This is a genomic window from Arthrobacter sp. LjRoot14 (assembly GCF_964253905.1).
Taxonomy (GTDB): domain Bacteria; phylum Actinomycetota; class Actinomycetes; order Actinomycetales; family Micrococcaceae; genus Arthrobacter.
In genome coordinates, this window is sequence record NZ_CAXURL020000001.1 from 3948787 (window position 1) to 3967711 (window position 18925).

An 18925-nucleotide genomic window follows, 5' to 3' on the forward strand; every position below is an offset into this window, starting at 1 on the left:
TCACTCGGAGCTCCCGGCGAGCCTGCCAATTGCACTGTCACGCAGGTTCGCCAGGAGCTCCCTCGGATTTTCATAGATTTCCACCGCGCCGGCCTCCAGCAGTTCAGCGGCGGAGGTGCCGCCGCACGTGAGTCCGATGGTTGGAATTCCCAGCTTCCCGGCGGCGTAAACATCCCAGACGGCGTCGCCCACGTACACAACGTCCGCCGCCTGCAGTCCCACGGCGGCGAGGGCCGCTTCCAGGATGTCCGGAGCGGGTTTGCCCTCCTTGGCATCGTTGGCACTCGTGGCCGCATCGATAAAGGCGTCGGCCCGCAACGTCGCACGAAGTACGTCAAGGTCCCGTTGCCGGGCAGAGGAGGCAAGCGCGACGGCGAAGCCGCTTTCGTGGCACTGGGCCAGAAGGTCGCGGGCACCGTCGAGCGGACGGAGCGAGGGCCAGAACGTGGCGAACACGGCCCCGTGGGAAGACATGATGGAGGCGTCAAGGGATTTGTCCCGGCCTGCCGGCAAGAGCCTGTCCAGCAACTCCCGCCCGCCCATGCCCACGGAGCGGTGGATGGATGCCATCGGCACATCCAGCCCCGACTCCCGGAATGCCTGCCACCACGCGAGGGTGTGCAGGTAGCAGGAATCCACCAAGGTCCCGTCGACATCAAAGAGTACGCCGCGCCTTCGCCCGCCGGGCCCTTTAGGCGACATCGTCAGCCGTGAAATCAGTAGTGCGTCCGGGCGCGCTTGACGCCCGTGGCTCCGGTGGGCCTTCCGGAACCCAGAACGCCGATGTTCTTGGGTGCCTTCACATGCTGCCGCACGGGCGGCTGCTTCAGCGGCTCCGAGTCCTGGCTGACGCTCAGGTCCCGGATCAACCCGGTGCCGGCGATCTCCCGGGCCTTGGCCACACCCGCCGCAGCGGCGCGCTTGGTAGGAAATGTCACCGAGATGGCCATCAGGTTTCCGCTTCCGTCGATGAGCTTGAGGCGGTAGCCGCCGTCCGGGGCATCAACCAGCTCGAAATGTCCAGCCATTTCAACTCCTCCGTTTTTACCCCAACCTGAGGTATTAGTAAGTATACTTACCTGTGTCGGATTCGGAAGTCCCAGGGAGTTGTCAGGCGCTGACCACCGAAAGCACGTTGCGCTTTAAGGCGCCGTAGCCCGGCGAAGAACCTGGCGCTGGCGGCCCAGTCCCTCGACCTCCAGCTCCAGGACGTCGCCGTCCTGAAGGTAGGGGAAACGCCCCGAAAGAGCCACCCCCTCCGGGGTGCCCGTCAGGATCACATCGCCGGGTTCCAGCACCATGAACTGGCTGAGATGGTGCACCACGGCCGGGACGTCAAAGATGAGGTCCGCCGTGGACGAGTCCTGGCGCAGCTCGCCGTTCACCCAGGTCCGCAGCCGCAGGGCCGAGGGGTCCAGGTCTGCGGCCGGGACGAACCACGGGCCAAGGGGTGTTGACGCGGGAAGGGACTTTCCCTTGACCCACTGCCCCGCCGCACCGGGCAGCTGGTAGTCCCGTTCCGACAGGTCGTTGGCCAGCACGTAGCCGGCGACGCAGCCCGCCGCCTGGTCCACTGATTTCAGGTAGGAGGCGCGCTGTCCGATCACCACGGCCAGCTCGACTTCCCAGTCGTACTTGCCGGACAGCGGCGGGATGGGGGCGTCGTCGAACGGCCCTGCCACAGTGTTGCTTGGCTTCAGGAACACCACCGGGACCTCCGGCACCGCGGCACCGGACTCGGCAGCATGCCCGGCGTAGTTCAGTCCGATCCCCACGACGGCGCCGGGGCGGGCCAGCGGGGCTCCGAGGCGAAGGCTGCCGGCATCGGGGATCTCGGCCAGGGTCCCGGCCGCGAGCGCATCGCGGACCCGGGCAACGCCACCGGCTTCAAGGAATGCTCCGTTAATGTCGGCGGTGATGCCGGCGAGTGAATACCACGTCCCGTTGGACTCGGGCCCGGCGGGTTGAACGGCCGGCTGCTCCCTGCCGGCATCTCCAAGACGCGCAAATTTCACCGGTCCACACTCCTTCGTGCCTGTTCCAATAGGTTTCCCTGACCATGGAACCACGCAGCGGACCGCAGTCCCCAGCTGAACCAAATGTGACCGTTAGTGCCCGTGCACGGGGGTGTCGCTGCGCTGGACACTGTCCTCGTGCAGCTCCATGGCACTCATGACCAGGGCGAAGTGGCTGAACGCCTGCGGTGTGTTCCCCAGCTGGCGCCCCGCTTCCACGCCCCATTCCTCACTGAGGAGGCCCACGTCGTTGCGCAGTGCCAGGAGCCTTTCGAACAGTTCCCTGGCTTCGCGGCGCCTGCCCACGCCGATGAGTGCTTCCACCAGCCAGAATGAGCAGGCCAGGAAGACGCCTTCGTCACCGGGCAGCCCGTCGTCGGAGTCCTCAGGGCGGTACCGGAGCACGAAGCCGTCGCGGGTGAGTTCCCGTTGCACGGCGTCAATGGTGCCCACCACCCTGGGGTCATCGGGCGGCAGGAAACCGACGCGGGGTATGAGCAGCAGGCTCGCGTCCAGCTCGGGCCTGCCGTAGGACTGGACAAAGGTGTTGCGCTTAGCGTCGAAGCCGTTCGCCATGACGTCGGCGTGGATGGTGTCGCGCAGGGCCTCCCAGCGGTCAGCGGGTCCCACCAGGCCGAAGTCCCGCACGCCCTTGACCATGCGGTCTGCCGCGACCCAGGCCATCACCTTTGAGTGGGTGAAGTGGCGCTGCGGCCCGCGCATCTCCCATAGGCCGTTGTCCGGCCGGCGCCAGGCACCCTCGAGGTGTTCCATCAGTGCGACCTGGACGTCCCAGGCTTCGTCGGTGTGCTTCAGCAGGGAGTGCCGGGTCAGGGCCAGGCAATCCAGCACCTCGCCCCACACGTCCAGCTGGAGCTGACCCGCGGCGCCGTTTCCGATCCGAACGGGGGTCGATTTTTCGTATCCCGCCAGCCAGGGCAGTTCCATCTCCGGCAGCCGCCGCTCGCCGTGGATGCCGTACATGATCTGCAGGTCGGCGGGGTCCCCGGCCACCGCCCGCAGCAGCCAGTCCCGCCAGGAGGCGGCTTCTTCCGTGTAGCCGGCGGCGAGCAGCGCCTGCAGCGTCAGCGTGGCGTCCCGGAGCCAGCAGTACCGGTAATCCCAGTTGCGCGGTCCGCCCAGCTGTTCCGGAAGGGACGTGGTGACGGCCGCCACGATGCCGCCGGTCGGAGCGTACGTCAGCGCTTTGAGCGTGATCAGCGAGCGTTGGATGGCTTCCCGGTACGGGCCGGTGATCTTGCATCTGGCGGACCATTCCCGCCAGAACGACTCCGTTGACTCCAGGTACGCCTCAGGGTCGATGGCCCGGGGTCGGTTCAGGTGGCTGGGGGTCCAGGTCAGCACGAACGGGACCCTCTCGCCCGCGTGGACGGTAAAGTCGCTGACTGTCTTCATGCGTTCGCCGCGCAGCGGGGCGTTTGTCACCAAATAGGCCGCATCCGGCCCGGCGATGGCGTGGATGCCGTGCTCATCATGCCGGACCCACGGCACGATATGCCCGTAGTCGAACCGGAGGGCCAGTTCGCCGCGCATACGGACGGACCCGTGAACACCCACAACTATCCGCACAACGTCCGCCACACCGTCCCGCGGCGGCATGAAGTCGATGACCTTCACCTTGCCGCTCGGGGTTTCCCATTCGGTTTCAAGAACCAGCGTTCCCTTGCGGTAATGGCGCCGGGTGCAGTCCCCGGCCCCCGCAGGCGCCAACAGCCACCGCCCGGCTTTCGGGGTGTCCAGCAGCGCGTTGAAGCAGGCCGGCGAGTCAAACCGCGGCAGGCAGAGCCAGTCGATGGAGCCTTCAGTGCTGATGAGGGCCGCCGTGTGAAGGTCCCCCACTACCGCGTAGTCCTCGATGTGTGCCATGGACCTTACAGTGCCACAACCGCTCCCGGCCGACTACTATCCAAGGCATGCTGCAACGGAACTTCGGAAACTCTTCCCTGACCGTGTCCGCCCTCGGATTCGGCGCCGGCCATATTGGCTATGACGACGTCAATGAGCGGGAAGCGCACGGCCTCCTCGACCGAGCCGTGGATTTGGGCATCACCTTCATCGACACAGCGCGCGGCTACGGGCTCTCCGAAGAGCGGATCGGCTCGTGGCTGCCCGGCCGGCGCGACGCCGTGGTGTTGTCCACGAAGGTGGGATACGACGTCGACGGCGCGGAGGACTGGAGCGCTGCCGCGGTTACCGGCGGCGTGGATGAGGCCCTGCGGAAGCTGGGAACCGACGTGATCGACGTCGTCTTCCTGCATTCCTGCCCGCTGACTGTCCTTCAGCGGGGCGAGGCGGCGGAGGCGCTGCTGAAGTGCGTGGACGCCGGAAAAGTCCGGGTTCCGGGCTACAGCGGGGAGAACGACGCCCTTGCGTGGTCCGGAAACGCCGGCACCTTCGGCGCCTTGCAGTCCTCGGTGAACCTCGCGGACCAGCGCTCCCGGACTGATGTCCTGCCCGCGGCAGCGCGGCAGGGACTGGGCGTGGTGGCCAAGCGGCCACTGGCCAACGCACCCTGGCGCCACGACGAACGCCCTGTGGGTGTGTACGGCGAAACCTACTGGGAACGGCTTCGCCTGATGGACGTTGAGCCGGAAAGCGACGACTGGCAGGGCACTGCGCTGCGGTTCTCGGCCTTCAGCCCGGGGGTGAGCACGGCGATCGTTGGGACGTCCAAAGTGCGCAACCTGGACGCAGCGGCGGCCGCCGTCGGACGCGGGCCACTGCCGGAGGGCGAGAGCCGGCGATGGGAAGACGCCTTTGCGCCGCATGCGCAGGATTGGGCCGGCGAAGTTTGAGCCCGGCGGCCGGCTGACCTCGAAAGACGCCATGGGGATCCACATCGGAACGTCCGGCTGGAGCTATGACCACTGGGAGAACGTGCTCTACCCGCCGGGACTTCCGGCGCGCGACCGGCTGGCCCACTATGCGGCCCGTTTCGGCACGGTGGAGCTGAATGCGAGTTTCTACCGCTGGCCGCGGGAAGCATCCTTCGCCAGCTGGCGCCGGCGCCTTCCCGAAGGCTTCATGATGTCCGTCAAGGCACCGCGCGGACTGACCCACGCGAAGAAGCTCTACGCGCCCGAGGTCTGGGTGGAACGGATCATCAGGTGCTGGCATGAGCTCGGTGACAAGCGGGCGGTCCTGCTGGTCCAGCTCCCGCCGGGGTTCGCCCGCGACGACGCCCGGCTCGACTACTTCCTCGCGGCCCTGCCGTGGTGGGTGCGGGTGGCGGTGGAATTCCGCCACCCCAGCTGGGACCATCCCGAGGTGTATGCCCTGCTGGAACGCCACGAGGCCGCCTATTGCATCATGAGCGGGGCCAACCTGCCCTGCATCCTGCGGGCCACGGCGCCGTTCGTGTACGTCCGGCTGCACGGGCCGGACCATGACTATCTCTACGGGGGATCGTATTCCGACGAGGACCTTCGATGGTGGGCCGACCGCATCCGGGAGTGGCAGGGCCAGGGCAAGGACGTGTTCGTCTATTTCAATAACGACGGCGGCGGCAACGCCGTGCGGAACGCCGACACCCTGCGGTGGCTGCTGGGGGACGGCTGACTCCCTTGTTACGGTGCGGCGCCTTAGTGGCACCGTACGGTTGGCGGCGGGCGCCGTTGTGGCAGAGTGGAGGCATGGAATTGGCGTCGCAGGAATCATCGGTGTCCGGAAATCATGCCTTTCGGGCGGCTCACAAGGTCTCGGACACGGTCAATAGCGCCCGCATCAAGCTGGCCCGGCGCTGGAATTTCATTCCGCAGACAGTCGCTTACCAGGGGTACGGCTCCACATCGTGGGTGCGGGTCCTTGGCCGGGTGGTTCTGACCACCAAACCGAAGCCGGGCAGCCGCGCCGAGCACGCCGCGAAGAACGGCAACCAGAACATCCGCGGCTGGCGGGCGTTCACCAGCGTGCCCCTGCAGTTCACCGAGGTGGACATCGAAATCGAGGGGGTGACCACCCGCGTCAAGGCGGACCGCGGCGGCCTCGTGGACACCGTGGTGGACGTCGCCCTCTCTCCCGGCTGGCACACCGCCACGCTCCGGGCCGAAGGAACCGAGGCTGTCCAGGCCAACATCATTGTGATCGGCCCCGACACGAAGTTCGGCATCGTGTCCGACATCGACGACACCGTGATGGTCACGGCGCTGCCCCGGCCGTTCCTGGCCCTGTGGAACACCTTCGTGCTGAGTGAGCGGGCCCGGATGGCCACGCCCGGCATGCCGGTCCTCATGGACCGGCTGGTGGTGGAGCACCCCGATGCTCCGGTGATCTACCTGTCCACCGGACCGTGGAATGCCGCACCTACACTGGCACGGTTCCTGACCCGCAACATGTACCCGGCCGGTCCCCTCCTCCTGACGGACTGGGGGCTGACCCAGGACCGCTGGTTCCGGAGCGGCCAGGAGCACAAGAACGGGAACCTGGACCGGCTTGCCAAGGAATTCCCCGACATGCGGTGGCTGCTGATCGGCGACAACGGCCAGCACGACGAACAGATCTATTCGAGGTTCGCCCGGGACCACGGCGACCGCGTGGCCGCCATCGCCATCCGCCAGCTCTCGGTGGGCGAATCAGTGCTGGCTGGCGGCCACTCGGAGAACGGCGACCACACCGGCTCCACCGTCCCGTGGATCTACTCCCCCGACGGCGCGGGCATCACCAAGGGCCTCGCCGACCTCAAGATCGTCTGATTCAAGGACTCCTGCCAGGACTCCTGCCGGCCGGTGGGCATACCGGCCGGCCACCTCCGACGTGTCAGGCTACGGGCTCCGGTTCACCGGCAGCACTCTCGCCAACCGCCTTGGCTGCGGCTTCCTTGCGGGCATCCTGCAGTTCCTGCAGCCAGTAGTATGACGCCTTGGGCGTTCTGGCCATCGACTCGAAGTCAACATGCAGGAGTCCGAAGGGCTGCTTATAGCCCGCGGACCACTCGAAGTTGTCGAGCAGGGACCATACGTAGTAGCCGCGCAGGTCGATGGATTCCGCGGGTCCCCCCGGGCTGGTGGCCTCCACCGCGCTGGAGATGTGCTCGGCAAGATAGCGCAGGCGGCGCTCGTCCGGAATGATGATCCTGTCCCCGGCCTTGTCCCGGACCACCACATCCTCAAAGCTTGCTCCGCCTTCGGTGATGAACACAGGGGGCAGCTCCGGGTAGCGTTCCGCCATCTCGGCGAGGGCCACGGGCATGTAGTCGGGCCTGATCGGCCAGCCGTACGCCGTGGTCTCGGCGTTTGGAAATTCAGTGATGTGGAAGGGTGCGCCGGGAGCGCTTCCGCTGAGGTCATCGCCCATGGCCTCGGCCATCCCCGGGGGAACGGCGCCGTCGCCCGGACCGGCCGCGACCCGCGTGGGCATGTAGTAGTTGAGCCCGTAGAAGTCCAACGGCTTTGAGATCAGGTCCATGTCCTCGTCGGAGGGGCTGAACGAGCTGAAGAACGTGGCGGCCCGGATGACGTCCGGGTACTTTCCGAGGAGCACCGGATCCGCGAAGAGCCTGTTCTGGAAAACGTCCATTAGCGCGGTGCTCAGTTTGTCCAGCGGGTTGTTCGAGGCCGGAACCATGGGCGAGTAGACATTGGTGATGCCTATTTCTCCGGGGACCTTGGCTGCGCGCAATGCCTGCATGGCCAGGCCGTGGCCGAGAAGCTGGTGGTGCACGGTGGGGAGCGCTTTCAGCAACTGCGATTCGCCCGGCGCGTGGAGTCCCAGTGCGTAGCCGTTGGTGGTCACGGTGGCAGGCTCATTAACGGTGACCCAGCGGGCCACGCGGTCGCCAAAGGCCGCTGCCGCAATGGAGGCAAACTCGCCGAGGCGGTACGCCGTGTCCCGGTTCAACCAGCCGCCGGCCTCGTCGAGCGGAAGCGGTGTGTCCCAGTGGTAGAGCGTCACCATCGGCGAGATGCCGCTGGCCAGCAGCTGGTCCAGCAGCCGGTCGTAGAAGTCGATGCCCTTCGGATTGACCGGCCCGCTGCCGCCGGGCTGGATGCGGGACCAGGACAGCGAGAACCGGTAGGAATCCACTCCCAGTTCCTTCATCAGCGCAACGTCTTCAGGCATGCGGTGGTAGTGGTCGCAGGCTGTGACGGGGCTGTGGTCGTCCACTATGGCGCCGGGCTTCCGCGCAAACACGTCCCACCCGGAGGGCCCGCGGCCGTCCTCGTCCAGGGCGCCCTCAATCTGGAAGGCGGCTGTGGCCACGCCCATGGTGAAGGACGGCGGGATCCTGGCAGCCAGGTCTTTGGCGGAGTGCTTCATCTGCTTGATCCCTTATGTAGTTTCGGGTGGTGGACTGATTTTAGTGCACCGTGGCGTCGGAGCCGAAGAGGAATTCCTTGGCATGCGCCAGGGCTTTCTTGAAGGCGTCGTTGCGGAGCGTGATCAGGTGTTCCGTCTCATCCGCCGCGGGTTCAAGGTAGCCCGTGAAGCCAGGGCGCAGCATCCAGATATCGCCGCCGGGCGGGAGATAGAAGACCCCAAAGGACCGGTGCTGGCTGTCATCCGGTGTCCAGATGGGGACCACGGCAAGTGCCGCACCCGTCTCCGGATGGATCCACTGGGCCCGCGGTAGCGGCTCCTCATGGGCTTCCGGGTCCAGGAACGGGGCCGTGCCCACGCCCCACCTTTGCTCAAAGCGTTCATGGAACGCCGGAATCAGATGGGAATCATAACGGCGCCAGGCGCTCATGGATTGCTCCTTCTCTACTTATCCGGTGCCCGGCCAAGGGCCGCGCTCCCAAAGCACTGGTGTGACCCGCAGCAGCGGGGGCTGCGGATTGCATGTCCGGCGGACCGGCACCTCACGGGGTCCTCCGCCGGCGGGGCGGGAGACGGACAGTGCACGGTCGTAGTCAGCACGCGTTGTGGGATCGCTGAGCACCGAAAAGGCTTCCATGATGCCCAGCAGCCCGTTGTTGTCGAGGCTGGCGCTGTCCGGGCCGTCGCTATCCGGGCCGGCGGCGGCGGCGGACCTGCCCTCGAGGTCTGGATGGTGGAGGCGCATCAGCGCCCGGTAGGCACGCGAAATCTCCTGCCTTGTGGCCGTCCTGGCCACGTTGAGTACCTCGTAGTAGTCCGGTAACTGGTTGGTCATGGCGGTGCCATACTGTCCGCTGCGTTGCGGGACGGCCGCCGGCACCGGCCGGCTGCCGCCCCGCTCGTTCCGCTGGGGACTAGGTGCTGATCTCGTGCATCTTGTCGTGCTTGGTTTCGATTTCGATCTTGCGCGGCTTTGCCTGTTCGGCAACCGGGATACGGAGAGTCAACACACCGGCGTCGTAGCTCGCCTTGACGTTGTCCGTGTCCAGGGTCTCGCCAAGGATCAACTGCCGGCTGAAGACGCCGCGGGGGCGCTCCGAAACGACCAGTTCCACGTTGGGCTGAGTTTGATCGCGCCGTTCAGCCCGCACAGTCAGCACGTTCCGCTCAATATTGAGGTCCACAGAGTCGATGTCGACTCCCGGCAGATCGAACGCGACTACGAACTCCCCGTCCTCCTGCCAGGCATCCATCGGCATGGCCGCAGGCCGGGCCGCGGTTCCAAACACCTGCTGGGTAAGCCTGTCCAGTTCACGGAACGGGTCCGTACGCATCAACATCATTTCCCACTCCTTCAGCATGTGGTTGTTGCATTCTCTTGGGCCGCCCGCCCCAGATATCTATGGTGGCGGGTATAGATTTTTTATAGCACCGGTGGGAGACTGTTGCAAGACCAATTTGCACGAATTTTTCGGGGAGGATCATGGCCGAGCGCAATGCGGAGACAGGCCTCTACGCGATCTCCGTAGTGGCCCACCTGGTGGGAACGGGCCAGCAGAACATCAGGCTCTACGAACGGAAGGGCCTGCTCACTCCGGACCGCACGTCCGGTGGGACGCGGCAGTACAGTGATGCGGACCTCGCCGTGCTGAAACGCATCGGTGAACTGCTGGACGAGGGGCTCAACCTGGCAGGAGTGGCGAAGGTGCTGGAACTCGAGGCGGCCAATGCGAAGCTCAGGATCGAGCTAAAGAAGGCCCGCTCACGCCCGCGGGGGTGACACCTGCAGAGGTGATTCGCGGAGCTGATCGGGCATTCAGGCCCGGCCGCCCGCAATCAGGTAGGCCTCCTCCAGCTGGGCCGCTCCGTAACGCCCGGCAACGTCAGGCAGAGGCGGCGGACGTCGTCGACGTCGGCCACTTGCTCCTAGCTTTCCACCGTATCGGCCTTGGACAATTCACCGGTGATCTGTTCCCCAGGGATGCGCGCCGTTCGCCACGTGTCCAGGGCGATGACGGCACCCAGGACCACGAAGGAGATGAACAGGGAGGCCAGTGCGTCGCTGACCCAGTGATAGCCCAGGTAGAGCCGGCTAATGGATGCGAGGAAGATACCGACGACGGCCAGGGCGAAAGCGGCCACCGCCGGCCACGTGCTTTGGCGTCGCGAGAAGATCAGGAACGTGGTGACCAGCAGGAAGTCGCAAGCACCGAGCACGTGCCCGGAGGGGAAGGAGAACGTGACGTCCGGGCCGAACAGCATGAGGTCAAGCGGCGGCCGCTGCCGTCCGACAGACCGACCGATGATCTGGGCAAGCGCGACTCCGGTGAGCATGGCCCCGGCCAGCAGCAGGGGCCGCCAGGCGTGCTTGGCGGCGAGGCCCCAGGCCACGGTGACCACCAGGACGATGATCGGCAACGCCACGGGTCCGAATACGATCGCAAGGAAGATCATGGCGGCGGTGAGCGGTTCCGACCGCTGGGTGACAAGCCACGCCCTGACTGGCTCGTCCATGAAGGTAAGGCCGTCTTTTCCCAGCACCCCGGTCAGTGCGAGCGAGAAAAGCACCGCGCCAGCAATCATCAGGATCACGGCGATCCGGTAAAGGTTCTTTCGGGAGGCTGCACTCATGTACCGCTCTTCGACCACGAATTTGTCGTGGAAGACCCGCCACCAGTGGGGCGATTTCCGTGATCGATCTTCAGCCATGTCCCGCTTCCGCCTATGCAGTCTTGAAAATTTGTGTCCGCTGAGATTATCCCGATTCCGCGGATTTGGCTCGCAACCGCAGCCCGGCTGCAGACGGTAGCCTGACTGCATGGGTGCCATGAACGAACTGATTGACCAGGCTGCTGTCGGCCGGCTGGTCCGCGTCCTCGCGGATGCCGCTCCCGGCGTTTCCTGGTCCAACACCTCGAGTACCGGCGCTTCGCTGCGGAACCTGAGCCTGCGCGAACGGACCGACCATGTGAGCCGGGGCCTGCTCGCCGACTTTGCCACTGCCGGTGGCCCGGGTGACTACTCGACGGCGGCGCGCGTCTTCCGAAGCGCGCTCCTGGACGCCGGTTTTACCGGCTGGACGCTCTGGCCGGTCACGGAAACAGCAGTAACGCTGGCCCTGAATTCGACCCGGTCCGCGGATTTTGAGGACTGCCTCCGTCTCCTGGCCGAACTGACTCCGCGGCTGACCGGGGAATTCGCCATCCGGCGGCTGCTGGCCGCCGACCTGGACCGCGCGCTGGCCGTCGTCCTGACCTGGACCGCCCACCCTGACCAGCATGTACGCCGCCTCGCCAGCGAAGGTACCCGCCCGTATCTCCCGTGGGCGGTCCGGATTCCCGGCCTGGTCCAGCGGTCAGAGGCCACGATTCCCATCCTGGACGCCCTGTACCGGGACCCGCACGAGTACGTCCGGCGGTCAGTGGCCAACCACCTCAATGACCTGGCACGCCATTCTCCCGAGGCGGTGCTGACCGCGGCTGCCGCCTGGACTGCCGCGCCGGACGCCAATACACCGTGGGTGGTCCGGCATGGACTCCGCACCCTCGTCAAGAAGGCCCACCCGGGCGCACTGGCCCTGCAGGGGTTCGCTCCCGCGTCCCTCTCCGTAACCCCGCCGAGGCTGGACCGGCATACCGTGGCCCTGCCGGCGGATCTCGCTTTCGAATTCGAGATCTCCAACACGGGTGCCGATCCGGCCAGGCTCGCCGTGGATTACATCGTGCACTATATGAAGGCAAACGGCTCGCAATCGGAGAAGGTCTTCAAACTGGCGGCCCTGACCCTGAATCCCGGCGAAACCCGGACGGTGTCCAAGCGCCATGCCTTCCGGCAGATGACCAACCGGGTGCACCACCCGGGAAGCCACGCCCTGGAGCTCCAGATTAACGGCGTCCGGTACGCCCACACGCAGTTCCTCGTCGAGGTCTGACCCGGAGGGTTAATCGTGCATTCACGCTGGAGACAGCCCGCGTCCAAATGGCTTGAATAGTTTCAAGCCATGGATAACATTTCCCGCAGATCCCTTCTCACCGCCGGCCTCGGCGCCGGGCTTGTCGTTGCCGTTCCGGGCACAGCGGTTGCCGCCACATCAACAGTTACGGGTGCCGGCCTCCGTACCGACCCGTTCACTCTTGGCATCGCCTCGGGCGAGCCCTGGCCGGACGGCTTCGTCCTCTGGACCCGCCTCGCGCTGGACCCCCTCGCCGAAGACGGCCTGGGAGGCATGCCGTCTCGCAGTGTCCCGGTCGCCTGGGAGGTGGCCGAGGATGCAGGCATGAAGCGTATCGTGGCACGGGGCGTCGAGCATGCCCTGATCGACAACGCGCATTCAGTCCACGTTGAACTGCGCGGTTTGAAGCCTGGCCGGGAGTACTTCTACCGTTTCCGCAGCGGCCAGCACATCAGCCCGGTGGGACGGACCCTCACCAGTCCCGCCCCGCACGAGACACCGGCGGCCCTGGCAATGTCCTTCGCCAGTTGCGCCCAGTACGAGCACGGCTATTTCACGGGGTACCGGCGGCTGGCGGAGGACCACCCTGACCTCGTGCTGCACCTCGGCGACTACGTGTACGAGTACCGCAAGGAGTCCTACGTGATTGGCGGCGGCAACCCGCGCGACCACGCCGGCCCTGAGACGGTCAGCCTGGAGAACTACCGGCAGCGACACGCACAGTACAAGTCTGATCCGGACCTTCAGGCCGCGCACGCCGTTGCTCCTTGGCTTGTGATCTGGGATGACCACGAGGTGGATAACAACTGGGCGGATGAGATCCCGGAAAATTCAGATCCGGCACAGCTCAATGACACCCCGGAGCACTTCCGCCAGCGCCGCACCGCCGCCTTCAAGGCCTATTACGAGAACATGCCCTTGCGCGCGTCCTCGGTCCCGGCCGGTGCCGACATGAAAATCTACCGGACAGTGCAGTGGGGCCAGCTGGCCAACTTCCACATGATGGATACACGCCAATACCGCGACGACCAGCTGGCCGGCGACGGCTGGAAGAAGAACGTGCAGGAACGGCTGGCGGCGGACCGCACCATCACAGGCGCCGACCAGGAGCAATGGCTGCTGGACGGCTTCAAAAACTCCACCCAGCGCTGGGACATCCTGGGCCAGCAGGTCTTCTTCGCCGAGCGGGACCGGAACAAGGCGCCGGAAATCGACGACGTGTCCATGGACGGCTGGGACGGCTACGCCGCCTCCCGCCGCCGTATCACCCGGGGCTGGACTGACGCGAAGGTGCGCAACGCCGTCGTACTCACTGGCGACGTCCACCGGAACTGGGCCAACGACATCAAGGTTGACTACAAGGATCCGGCGTCGCCTGTGGTGGGCTCCGAGCTGGTCTGCACTTCCGTCACGTCAACCGGCAACGGGTCCGGGTCCACGACGGACCCGGTGATGGCCTGGAACCCGCACCTGAAGTTCTACAACGACAACCGCGGCTACGTGAACACCCGCATCACGAAGGAATCGCTGCAGGCGGACTTCCGGGTGCTGGACTATGTGACCGCCCCGGGTGCGCCTGTTTCCACCAAGGCATCCTTCGAGATCCAGGACGGCATCCCGGGACTCAGGGCACGGGCCTGAGTCCCGCCGTTCCGCCGGCGCCGGACGGAATCACGTCCGGCACCGGCGGAGGCTGGCCCGGGTACAAACGACAGCCAAGGAGTGTGATTTGCTTCACAGTTGCCGCGCGGATAGCATTCCATAATTGTTAGCGATCACAGATTGGACCCGGGATGACCTCCGCCGTACCTGAAACAACCGGCAACTGGCAGCAGCTGATTGGCAGCCGGGTTGAGTTGCGGCTCGATGGCCGGATAGTCCGCACCGGGGAGGTGGAAGACGCCACCCAGGATTCCTCCGTGATGTGGCTGCGCTTCGACGGCAACCACGGCCGACAGTTGGTGTCCAAGACCGACGGCTACGAGGTTTTACCGGTCAGCTGAGGAATCGCTCAGACTTTGGCGTCGGCCGCCGCCCGGTGATATGGAAGGGAGGCCGACGGCGGCAGCCACCTGCCGCCGTCGGCCTCCCTTCCATGTCAGTTGCTTGTGCCCCGCCTAGCGGCCGCCCTCAATCTTGCGGTTGCGCTGCTCCTGGGCCATGGGACCGTACGGGTACACGCCCACCCGTGGCTGGCTGGCCTCGGTCAGCCGCCGGGTTTCCTCCTCCGTCAGCTCCAGGTCCGCAGCGGCGAGGTTGTCCGCCAGCTGCTCCGTGGTGCGGGCGCCGAGGATCACGGACGTCACCGCCGGCCGGTCGGCCAGCCAGGCCAGTGCCACCTGGGATGCACTCACGCCATGGTCCGCCGCGATCTTTTCGACGGTTCCAATGACCTCCCACGTGCGGGGATCGTCGTTGCGGGCCTGCCAGGCTTCCATGCCGCGCTTGGGGTTCTCGCCCAGCCGCGTGGCGCCGGCCGGTGCCTCATCGCGCTTGTACTTGCCGGAGAGCCATCCTCCGCCCAGGGGCGACCACGGCAGCAGCCCGATGCCCGCATCCAGTGAGGCCGGAACAATCTCTGATTCAATCTCCCGGACCAGCAGGCTGTATTGCGGCTGCAGTGTCACGGGGGCACTCCAGCCATGGGCTTTGGCCAGGTGCACCGCCTTGGTCAGCTGCCAGCCCAGGAAGTTGGAAAACCCGTAGTAGGCGATCTTGCCGCTGCTGACGGAGTCATGCAGGAAGCGGAGCGTCTCCTCCAGGGGCGTGATGGGGTCCCACGCGTGCATCTGGTACAGGTCGATCTGTTCGACGCCGAGGCGGCGCAGCGAGTCATCGAGCGCCCGGGTGAGGTGGCGGCGGGAGGTTCCGAGGTCGTTCGGGGCCTGACCCATGGGGAAGCGTCCCTTGGTGGCCAGTACGGCGCGGTCCCTGACATCGGGACGGGCGGCCAGCCAGCGGCCGATGATCTGCTCAGAGACACCCTGGCTGTAGACGTCGGCGGTATCAATGAAATTGCCGCCCGCCGCGAAGTAATCGTCAAGTATGGCGAAGGACGTTTCCTCGGTGGCTTCGGCGCCAAAGGTCATAGTGCCCAGCGCGTAATTGGAAACGACGGCGCCGCTGTTGCCTAGTGTGCGGTATTGCATGGTTCTCCTCAATCCTCGGTGGGCGTGGTGCGGTTCGAGTGGTACGTCCGCCACGTGTGCTCCGGAGCGAACCCCAGGAGGCGCTTGGCTTTGTCGATGGAAAGCATGGTTTCGTGTTCGCCGAGCTCCTTGACCACCTTGACGCCCGGAAAGACTTCCGCTGCGAGGCTGGCGCTGGATCGGCTCATGACAGTGTCTTCGTTGGCGATGATGAACGCTTCGAATCCGGGCTTGCCGTTTTCCAGCGCGCGGGCCACGGCCTGCGCGCCGTCACGGCCATCGATGTACCCCCAGAGGTTCCACTTCCGCAGCGTGGCGTCGGAGTCGAAGGAGGGAAACGCCTCGTAGTCCTCGGGGTCCATCACGTTGGAGAACCGCAGGCCGGTGATGCTCAGTTCCGGGTCCCAGCGGGTCAGCTGGATGGCCATCTGCTCCTCCAGGTGCTTGACCAGCGAGTAGGTGCTTTCGGGCCTGGCCGGGTATTCCTCATCTACCGGGATATACGGAGGATCGACGTCGAACGGCAGTCCCAGCACCGTCTCGCTGGAGGCGTACACCACCTTCTTGATGCCGGCCCGGCGTGCGGCCTGGAAGACGTTGTAGGTGGCGAGCATGTTGTTCTCGAACGTGGCCGCGTCCGGCGCGTGGCCCGGAGCCGGAATGGCCCCCAGGTGCACGATCGCGTCGAAGCCCTCGTGGCGGTCATCGAGGCCGAGGATGACGTCCAGGACCTGCCCGTAATTGCGCAGGTCAACCTCGGTGAAGCCGCGGCCCCGGGTGCCGGTGCGGTCCAGGTTGAGAACGTCGTGGCCGTCCTCGGTCAGCCTGCGGACCACGCTCCTGCCCAGTTTTCCGCTTCCTCCGGTTACAGCAACTCTCATCAGGAACTCCTCTGGGTAGTTGGCGGCCGGCGGTCATCCGCGACCGTGCGCCGCCGCCGTCGTCATTCCACCCTAGAGGCGCAGCGGTACGGATGCAGCCCTTCAGCATGGCCCTCTGAGTCCTAGGAAGGATCGCCCCTGCCTGCCGGCGGCCTTCAGCCGAGGCGGAGCAGCAGCGGGAGGGCGTTGGTGATGATGGTGAAGGCGGCCGGGGTGGCTGTCAAATGTGCTGCGACTGGCCCGGCAAACCAAGGCTCGGCCGGCCGAAGGGAAGCCTGCTCGGGCTGATGCCCAGGGACGCGTAATAGCCGCCGGCCACCATCGCGGCGAACCCGACGACGCCCAGGTAGACAATCTGCAAGGCGGCGCCGGCGATCACCGCAAGGAATCCGCAGACCACGCACAGGGCACCAAGAACCATTCGTCGCATCAGTGACCAGGACTGGCCCTCCATGCGCGCGGCGAATTGCGGATCGTCCTCGTGAAGCGACTGCTCCATCTGCCTGAGGATGTCCTTTTCATGTTCAGAAAGCGGCATCATTGACCTCCGAACCGGATTGATATTAAGGATCGTCCCTCGGACGGTTAAGTCAATAGAGCCGAAAGTCATGGAGGAAGCCCGGTGACTTTGGACCCTAGGCAAGGGGGTCCCGGGCGGCGCACGCTGGAACCCATGAACACTGAAGAACGCATTGTGGTGGGTGTGGACGGCTCCGAATTCTCCACAGCTGCCTTGCAGCTCGCCGGACGAATGGCCGGAAGCCTCAACGCCCCGCTGGAGATCATCACCTGCCTGGGCACTTCTGATTTTTACCTCGCTTCGCACATGCCTGCCGGGCGGGTCCCCAGCATGGAGGAACTCGAAGAGACAGCCAAGCGCCTGGTGGACCAGGCGGTTGAGAGGGCCTTCGGGGCCGCGCCTCCGGCGCGGCTGTCCCGCACCGTGAAATTCGGTCCGCCGGCAAAGACCCTGATCGATGAAAGCCGCGATGCGCAGCTGCTGGTGGTGGGCCGACGGGGGGAAGGCGGGTTCCTCACCCAGGTCATGGGATCCGTCAGCGGAGCCTGCGCCGCGCACGCACACTGCCCGGTCCTCGTGGTGGGCCAGGACTCGAAGGTGGCGGAACCGGAACCTCGTCCCAAGTCCGGGTGAAGCCGGGCATCCCCGTGGCAGGCCCTTGGGCGTTCAGTGACTTTGTGCCCTGATCACGGTCCGCATCCACGCCATAACCTGAATGAATCAGCGCGGCACGCACCGCGCGCCAAGTCCCGGGAGCATCGTCATGAAAGCAACAACGGCGAGCATCATCGCAGGCGTGGTCCTCCTGCTGGCCGGCATCCTGTTGTTGTTGGACACCCTGCGCGTCCTCGACACCGCAGTGCTGGTGTGGCCCTTCATCTTTGGCGCCGCCGGCGCAGCCTTCCTCGCCGTGTTTTCCAGGAGCCGCGCCAACTGGTGGGCAGCCATCCCGGGCTTTGTCCTCCTGGGGCTTGCCGCGGTGGTCACCACAACTCAGCTGTGGCCCGGTGCAGCGGGCGACGGTCCAGGTTCGCTGTTCTTCCTCTTCATCTCCGCCGGCTTCGCTGCCGTGTACCTCCGGGAACGGGCCAACTGGTGGGCGCTGATTCCCTGCGGCGTCCTGCTCACCCTTGCCCTGGTGGTGGCCTTGCCGCCGGCGCTGGACGGCACACCGGTGGCCGCAGTGCTGTTCTTGGGGTTCGCCGCGACCTTTGCCGCACTGACCCTCACCCCGGAAAGGATGAAGTGGCCGCTAATCCCGGCGGCTGTGCTGGCCGTCCTGGGGTTGTCCTTCGCCATCCAGTCGGCCGTGAATTTCCGCACCATGGAGTACCTCACCGCCGTGGTGCCGCTGATAGCCGGCCTGTGCCTGCTGTACTACGCATTCCACAGCCGCCGAGGCGGCACACGGCACACGGGCCGAGCCGTGACGGATCAGCTGAAGCCGGGACTGGGTGATGCTCACGGTGGCCACTGACCCAGCAATCGACAACACCGTTGTTGGGGGAACGCACGTATACATCCTGGACAGCCATGCCTTGGTCCGGACCGGACTCCGCGAACTGCTGGAGGAGGCACACTTCAAGGTGGTTGGCGAGAGCGGATCGGCTTCCGAGGCAAGCCGCCGGATCCCGGAACTGCATCCCGACCTCGTGGTGATCGGAGCCCACCTGCCGGATGGCACAGGCATCGAAGTGTGCCGGGAAATTCTCGCGGACAATCCCGGCGTCCGGTGCCTGCTCCTGAGCAGTTACGACGACGACCACGCCCTCAGCAGCGCTGTGCTGGCAGGGGCGGCTGGCTACGTGCTCCGGCAGTTACCCGGGACCGCGCTCCTGGAGGGAATCCGCAGGGTGGCCACCGGCGAGTCCTTGCTGGAGCCCGGCACCGAACGCAAGGTCATGGAGGGCCTGTACAAAGCGCAGGTGGGCCGCAGGCACAGCGGCCTCAGCGCACAGGAACTGAGGGTCCTGGCCCTCATGGGCGAGGGTCTGACCAACAGCCAGATCAGCGAGGAGACGCGCTTCGCGCGGACAGCCGTGAAGATCCAGGTGGCCGGCATCCTGGCCAAACTGGGCTTTGAACTGCGCGGCTAGGGGTTACTGCGCGGCTAGGGGTCAGCGATGCAACCC

The 18925-nt window shown here is 65.9% G+C and carries 22 protein-coding genes; 10 read left to right on the forward strand and 12 right to left on the reverse strand.

The features are described 5' to 3' along the window. From ACSQ12_RS17875 to ACSQ12_RS17890, 4 genes are all read right to left on the reverse strand, one after another. Positions 1 to 702 carry an HAD family hydrolase gene (locus ACSQ12_RS17875; protein ID WP_436066310.1) on the reverse strand — a complete coding sequence of 234 codons (702 nt, stop codon included), beginning with the start codon at positions 700 to 702 and terminating at the stop codon, positions 1 to 3. Between the two features lie 14 nt (positions 703 to 716). Then, positions 717 to 1028, reverse strand: coding sequence for a hypothetical protein (locus ACSQ12_RS17880; protein ID WP_209742466.1), 312 nt, complete (start codon positions 1026 to 1028; stop codon positions 717 to 719). 114 nt (positions 1029 to 1142) lie between these two features. Beyond that, complete coding sequence (locus ACSQ12_RS17885) at positions 1143 to 2015, reverse strand: fumarylacetoacetate hydrolase family protein (RefSeq protein WP_436066311.1); 873 nt, start codon at positions 2013 to 2015, stop codon at positions 1143 to 1145. Between the two features lie 93 nt (positions 2016 to 2108). After that, positions 2109 to 3902 (reverse strand): glycoside hydrolase family 15 protein, encoded by a 1794-nt coding sequence (locus ACSQ12_RS17890; protein ID WP_436066312.1) that lies wholly within the window; start codon positions 3900 to 3902, stop codon positions 2109 to 2111. Positions 3903 to 3949: 47 nt separating this feature from the next. Between ACSQ12_RS17890 and ACSQ12_RS17895 the strand changes: the two genes are divergently transcribed. The 3 genes from ACSQ12_RS17895 (at position 3950) to ACSQ12_RS17905 (ending at position 6727) form a co-directional block, all read left to right on the forward strand. Continuing rightward, the gene (locus tag ACSQ12_RS17895) at positions 3950 to 4831 is read left to right on the forward strand and encodes an aldo/keto reductase (RefSeq protein WP_436066313.1); all 882 of its coding nucleotides are present in this window, start codon (positions 3950 to 3952) and stop codon (positions 4829 to 4831) included. A gap of 31 nt (positions 4832 to 4862) precedes the next feature. Further along, positions 4863 to 5594, forward strand: a complete 732-nt coding sequence (locus ACSQ12_RS17900) for a DUF72 domain-containing protein (protein ID WP_209742462.1) — start codon at positions 4863 to 4865, stop codon at positions 5592 to 5594. A gap of 74 nt (positions 5595 to 5668) precedes the next feature. Next, positions 5669 to 6727, forward strand: a complete 1059-nt coding sequence (locus ACSQ12_RS17905) for an App1 family protein (RefSeq protein WP_209742461.1) — start codon at positions 5669 to 5671, stop codon at positions 6725 to 6727. 64 nt (positions 6728 to 6791) lie between these two features. Here ACSQ12_RS17905 and ACSQ12_RS17910 read toward each other — a convergent pair whose 3' ends face one another. The 4 genes from ACSQ12_RS17910 to ACSQ12_RS17925 all read right to left on the reverse strand — a co-directional run bounded on the left by ACSQ12_RS17910 (position 6792) and on the right by ACSQ12_RS17925 (position 9631). Further along, complete coding sequence (locus ACSQ12_RS17910) at positions 6792 to 8291, reverse strand: GH1 family beta-glucosidase (RefSeq protein WP_436066314.1); 1500 nt, start codon at positions 8289 to 8291, stop codon at positions 6792 to 6794. A 40-nt stretch (positions 8292 to 8331) separates the two neighbouring features. After that, on the reverse strand, positions 8332 to 8721 hold the full coding sequence (locus ACSQ12_RS17915; RefSeq protein ID WP_436066315.1) for a hypothetical protein: 390 nt from the start codon (positions 8719 to 8721) through the stop codon (positions 8332 to 8334). 18 nt (positions 8722 to 8739) lie between these two features. Further along, on the reverse strand, positions 8740 to 9126 hold the full coding sequence (locus ACSQ12_RS17920) for a J domain-containing protein (protein WP_436066316.1): 387 nt from the start codon (positions 9124 to 9126) through the stop codon (positions 8740 to 8742). 79 nt (positions 9127 to 9205) lie between these two features. Continuing rightward, entirely contained in the window at positions 9206 to 9631 is a 426-nt protein-coding gene (locus tag ACSQ12_RS17925) for an Hsp20/alpha crystallin family protein (RefSeq protein ID WP_209748153.1), read from the reverse strand. A gap of 143 nt (positions 9632 to 9774) precedes the next feature. On the opposite strand from ACSQ12_RS17925, the gene ACSQ12_RS17930 reads away from it, so the two are divergent. Next, positions 9775 to 10071: a MerR family transcriptional regulator gene (locus ACSQ12_RS17930; protein ID WP_011693274.1), complete on the forward strand. Its 297-nt coding sequence runs from the start codon at positions 9775 to 9777 to the stop codon at positions 10069 to 10071. A gap of 146 nt (positions 10072 to 10217) precedes the next feature. Here ACSQ12_RS17930 and ACSQ12_RS17935 read toward each other — a convergent pair whose 3' ends face one another. Further along, on the reverse strand, positions 10218 to 11000 hold the full coding sequence (locus ACSQ12_RS17935) for a phosphatase PAP2 family protein (RefSeq protein ID WP_209742457.1): 783 nt from the start codon (positions 10998 to 11000) through the stop codon (positions 10218 to 10220). Between the two features lie 118 nt (positions 11001 to 11118). Here ACSQ12_RS17935 and ACSQ12_RS17940 point away from each other — a divergent pair, with 118 nt between their 5' ends. From ACSQ12_RS17940 to ACSQ12_RS17950, 3 genes are all read left to right on the forward strand, one after another. Then, positions 11119 to 12222, forward strand: coding sequence for a DNA alkylation repair protein (locus ACSQ12_RS17940; protein WP_436066317.1), 1104 nt, complete (start codon positions 11119 to 11121; stop codon positions 12220 to 12222). 69 nt (positions 12223 to 12291) lie between these two features. Next, complete coding sequence (locus ACSQ12_RS17945) at positions 12292 to 13884, forward strand: alkaline phosphatase D family protein (protein ID WP_436066318.1); 1593 nt, start codon at positions 12292 to 12294, stop codon at positions 13882 to 13884. 152 nt (positions 13885 to 14036) lie between these two features. Next, the gene (locus ACSQ12_RS17950) at positions 14037 to 14246 is read left to right on the forward strand and encodes a hypothetical protein (protein WP_436066319.1); all 210 of its coding nucleotides are present in this window, start codon (positions 14037 to 14039) and stop codon (positions 14244 to 14246) included. A 114-nt stretch (positions 14247 to 14360) separates the two neighbouring features. On the opposite strand, the gene ACSQ12_RS17955 is transcribed toward ACSQ12_RS17950, so the two are convergent. From ACSQ12_RS17955 to ACSQ12_RS17965, 3 genes are all read right to left on the reverse strand, one after another. Then, positions 14361 to 15392, reverse strand: a complete 1032-nt coding sequence (locus tag ACSQ12_RS17955) for an aldo/keto reductase (RefSeq protein ID WP_209742453.1) — start codon at positions 15390 to 15392, stop codon at positions 14361 to 14363. A gap of 8 nt (positions 15393 to 15400) precedes the next feature. Continuing rightward, complete coding sequence (locus ACSQ12_RS17960) at positions 15401 to 16273, reverse strand: NAD-dependent epimerase/dehydratase family protein (protein WP_436066320.1); 873 nt, start codon at positions 16271 to 16273, stop codon at positions 15401 to 15403. A gap of 220 nt (positions 16274 to 16493) precedes the next feature. Next, positions 16494 to 16814: a DUF3040 domain-containing protein gene (locus ACSQ12_RS17965; protein ID WP_209742451.1), complete on the reverse strand. Its 321-nt coding sequence runs from the start codon at positions 16812 to 16814 to the stop codon at positions 16494 to 16496. Between the two features lie 132 nt (positions 16815 to 16946). Between ACSQ12_RS17965 and ACSQ12_RS17970 the strand changes: the two genes are divergently transcribed. From ACSQ12_RS17970 to ACSQ12_RS17980, 3 genes are all read left to right on the forward strand, one after another. Continuing rightward, positions 16947 to 17426: a universal stress protein gene (locus tag ACSQ12_RS17970; protein ID WP_436066321.1), complete on the forward strand. Its 480-nt coding sequence runs from the start codon at positions 16947 to 16949 to the stop codon at positions 17424 to 17426. A gap of 130 nt (positions 17427 to 17556) precedes the next feature. Then, on the forward strand, positions 17557 to 18270 hold the full coding sequence (locus ACSQ12_RS17975) for a hypothetical protein (protein ID WP_436066322.1): 714 nt from the start codon (positions 17557 to 17559) through the stop codon (positions 18268 to 18270). Continuing rightward, entirely contained in the window at positions 18251 to 18889 is a 639-nt protein-coding gene (locus ACSQ12_RS17980; protein ID WP_436067026.1) for a response regulator, read from the forward strand. Before ACSQ12_RS17975 ends, ACSQ12_RS17980 begins: the two co-directional genes overlap by 20 nt. Positions 18890 to 18925: the final 36 nt, after the last annotated feature.

Bases quoted from the DNA above. Each gene is read 5' to 3' on its own strand.
- ACSQ12_RS17875 (WP_436066310.1), bottom strand. From the start codon at position 702: ATGTCGCCTAAAGGGCCCGGCGGGCGAAGGCGCGGCGTACTCTTTGAT.
- ACSQ12_RS17880 (WP_209742466.1), bottom strand. From the start codon at position 1,028: ATGGCTGGACATTTCGAGCTGGTTGATGCCCCGGACGGCGGCTACCGC.
- ACSQ12_RS17890 (WP_436066312.1), bottom strand. From the start codon at position 3,902: ATGGCACACATCGAGGACTACGCGGTAGTGGGGGACCTTCACACGGCG.
- ACSQ12_RS17895 (WP_436066313.1), top strand. From the start codon at position 3,950: ATGCTGCAACGGAACTTCGGAAACTCTTCCCTGACCGTGTCCGCCCTC.
- ACSQ12_RS17900 (WP_209742462.1), top strand. From the start codon at position 4,863: ATGGGGATCCACATCGGAACGTCCGGCTGGAGCTATGACCACTGGGAG.
- ACSQ12_RS17905 (WP_209742461.1), top strand. From the start codon at position 5,669: ATGGAATTGGCGTCGCAGGAATCATCGGTGTCCGGAAATCATGCCTTT.
- ACSQ12_RS17910 (WP_436066314.1), bottom strand. From the start codon at position 8,291: ATGAAGCACTCCGCCAAAGACCTGGCTGCCAGGATCCCGCCGTCCTTC.
- ACSQ12_RS17915 (WP_436066315.1), bottom strand. From the start codon at position 8,721: ATGAGCGCCTGGCGCCGTTATGATTCCCATCTGATTCCGGCGTTCCAT.
- ACSQ12_RS17920 (WP_436066316.1), bottom strand. From the start codon at position 9,126: ATGACCAACCAGTTACCGGACTACTACGAGGTACTCAACGTGGCCAGG.
- ACSQ12_RS17925 (WP_209748153.1), bottom strand. From the start codon at position 9,631: ATGTTGATGCGTACGGACCCGTTCCGTGAACTGGACAGGCTTACCCAG.
- ACSQ12_RS17930 (WP_011693274.1), top strand. From the start codon at position 9,775: ATGGCCGAGCGCAATGCGGAGACAGGCCTCTACGCGATCTCCGTAGTG.
- ACSQ12_RS17935 (WP_209742457.1), bottom strand. From the start codon at position 11,000: ATGGCTGAAGATCGATCACGGAAATCGCCCCACTGGTGGCGGGTCTTC.
- ACSQ12_RS17940 (WP_436066317.1), top strand. From the start codon at position 11,119: ATGAACGAACTGATTGACCAGGCTGCTGTCGGCCGGCTGGTCCGCGTC.
- ACSQ12_RS17945 (WP_436066318.1), top strand. From the start codon at position 12,292: ATGGATAACATTTCCCGCAGATCCCTTCTCACCGCCGGCCTCGGCGCC.
- ACSQ12_RS17950 (WP_436066319.1), top strand. From the start codon at position 14,037: ATGACCTCCGCCGTACCTGAAACAACCGGCAACTGGCAGCAGCTGATT.
- ACSQ12_RS17955 (WP_209742453.1), bottom strand. From the start codon at position 15,392: ATGCAATACCGCACACTAGGCAACAGCGGCGCCGTCGTTTCCAATTAC.
- ACSQ12_RS17960 (WP_436066320.1), bottom strand. From the start codon at position 16,273: ATGAGAGTTGCTGTAACCGGAGGAAGCGGAAAACTGGGCAGGAGCGTG.
- ACSQ12_RS17965 (WP_209742451.1), bottom strand. From the start codon at position 16,814: ATGATGCCGCTTTCTGAACATGAAAAGGACATCCTCAGGCAGATGGAG.
- ACSQ12_RS17970 (WP_436066321.1), top strand. From the start codon at position 16,947: ATGAACACTGAAGAACGCATTGTGGTGGGTGTGGACGGCTCCGAATTC.
- ACSQ12_RS17975 (WP_436066322.1), top strand. From the start codon at position 17,557: ATGAAAGCAACAACGGCGAGCATCATCGCAGGCGTGGTCCTCCTGCTG.
- ACSQ12_RS17980 (WP_436067026.1), top strand. From the start codon at position 18,251: ATGCTCACGGTGGCCACTGACCCAGCAATCGACAACACCGTTGTTGGG.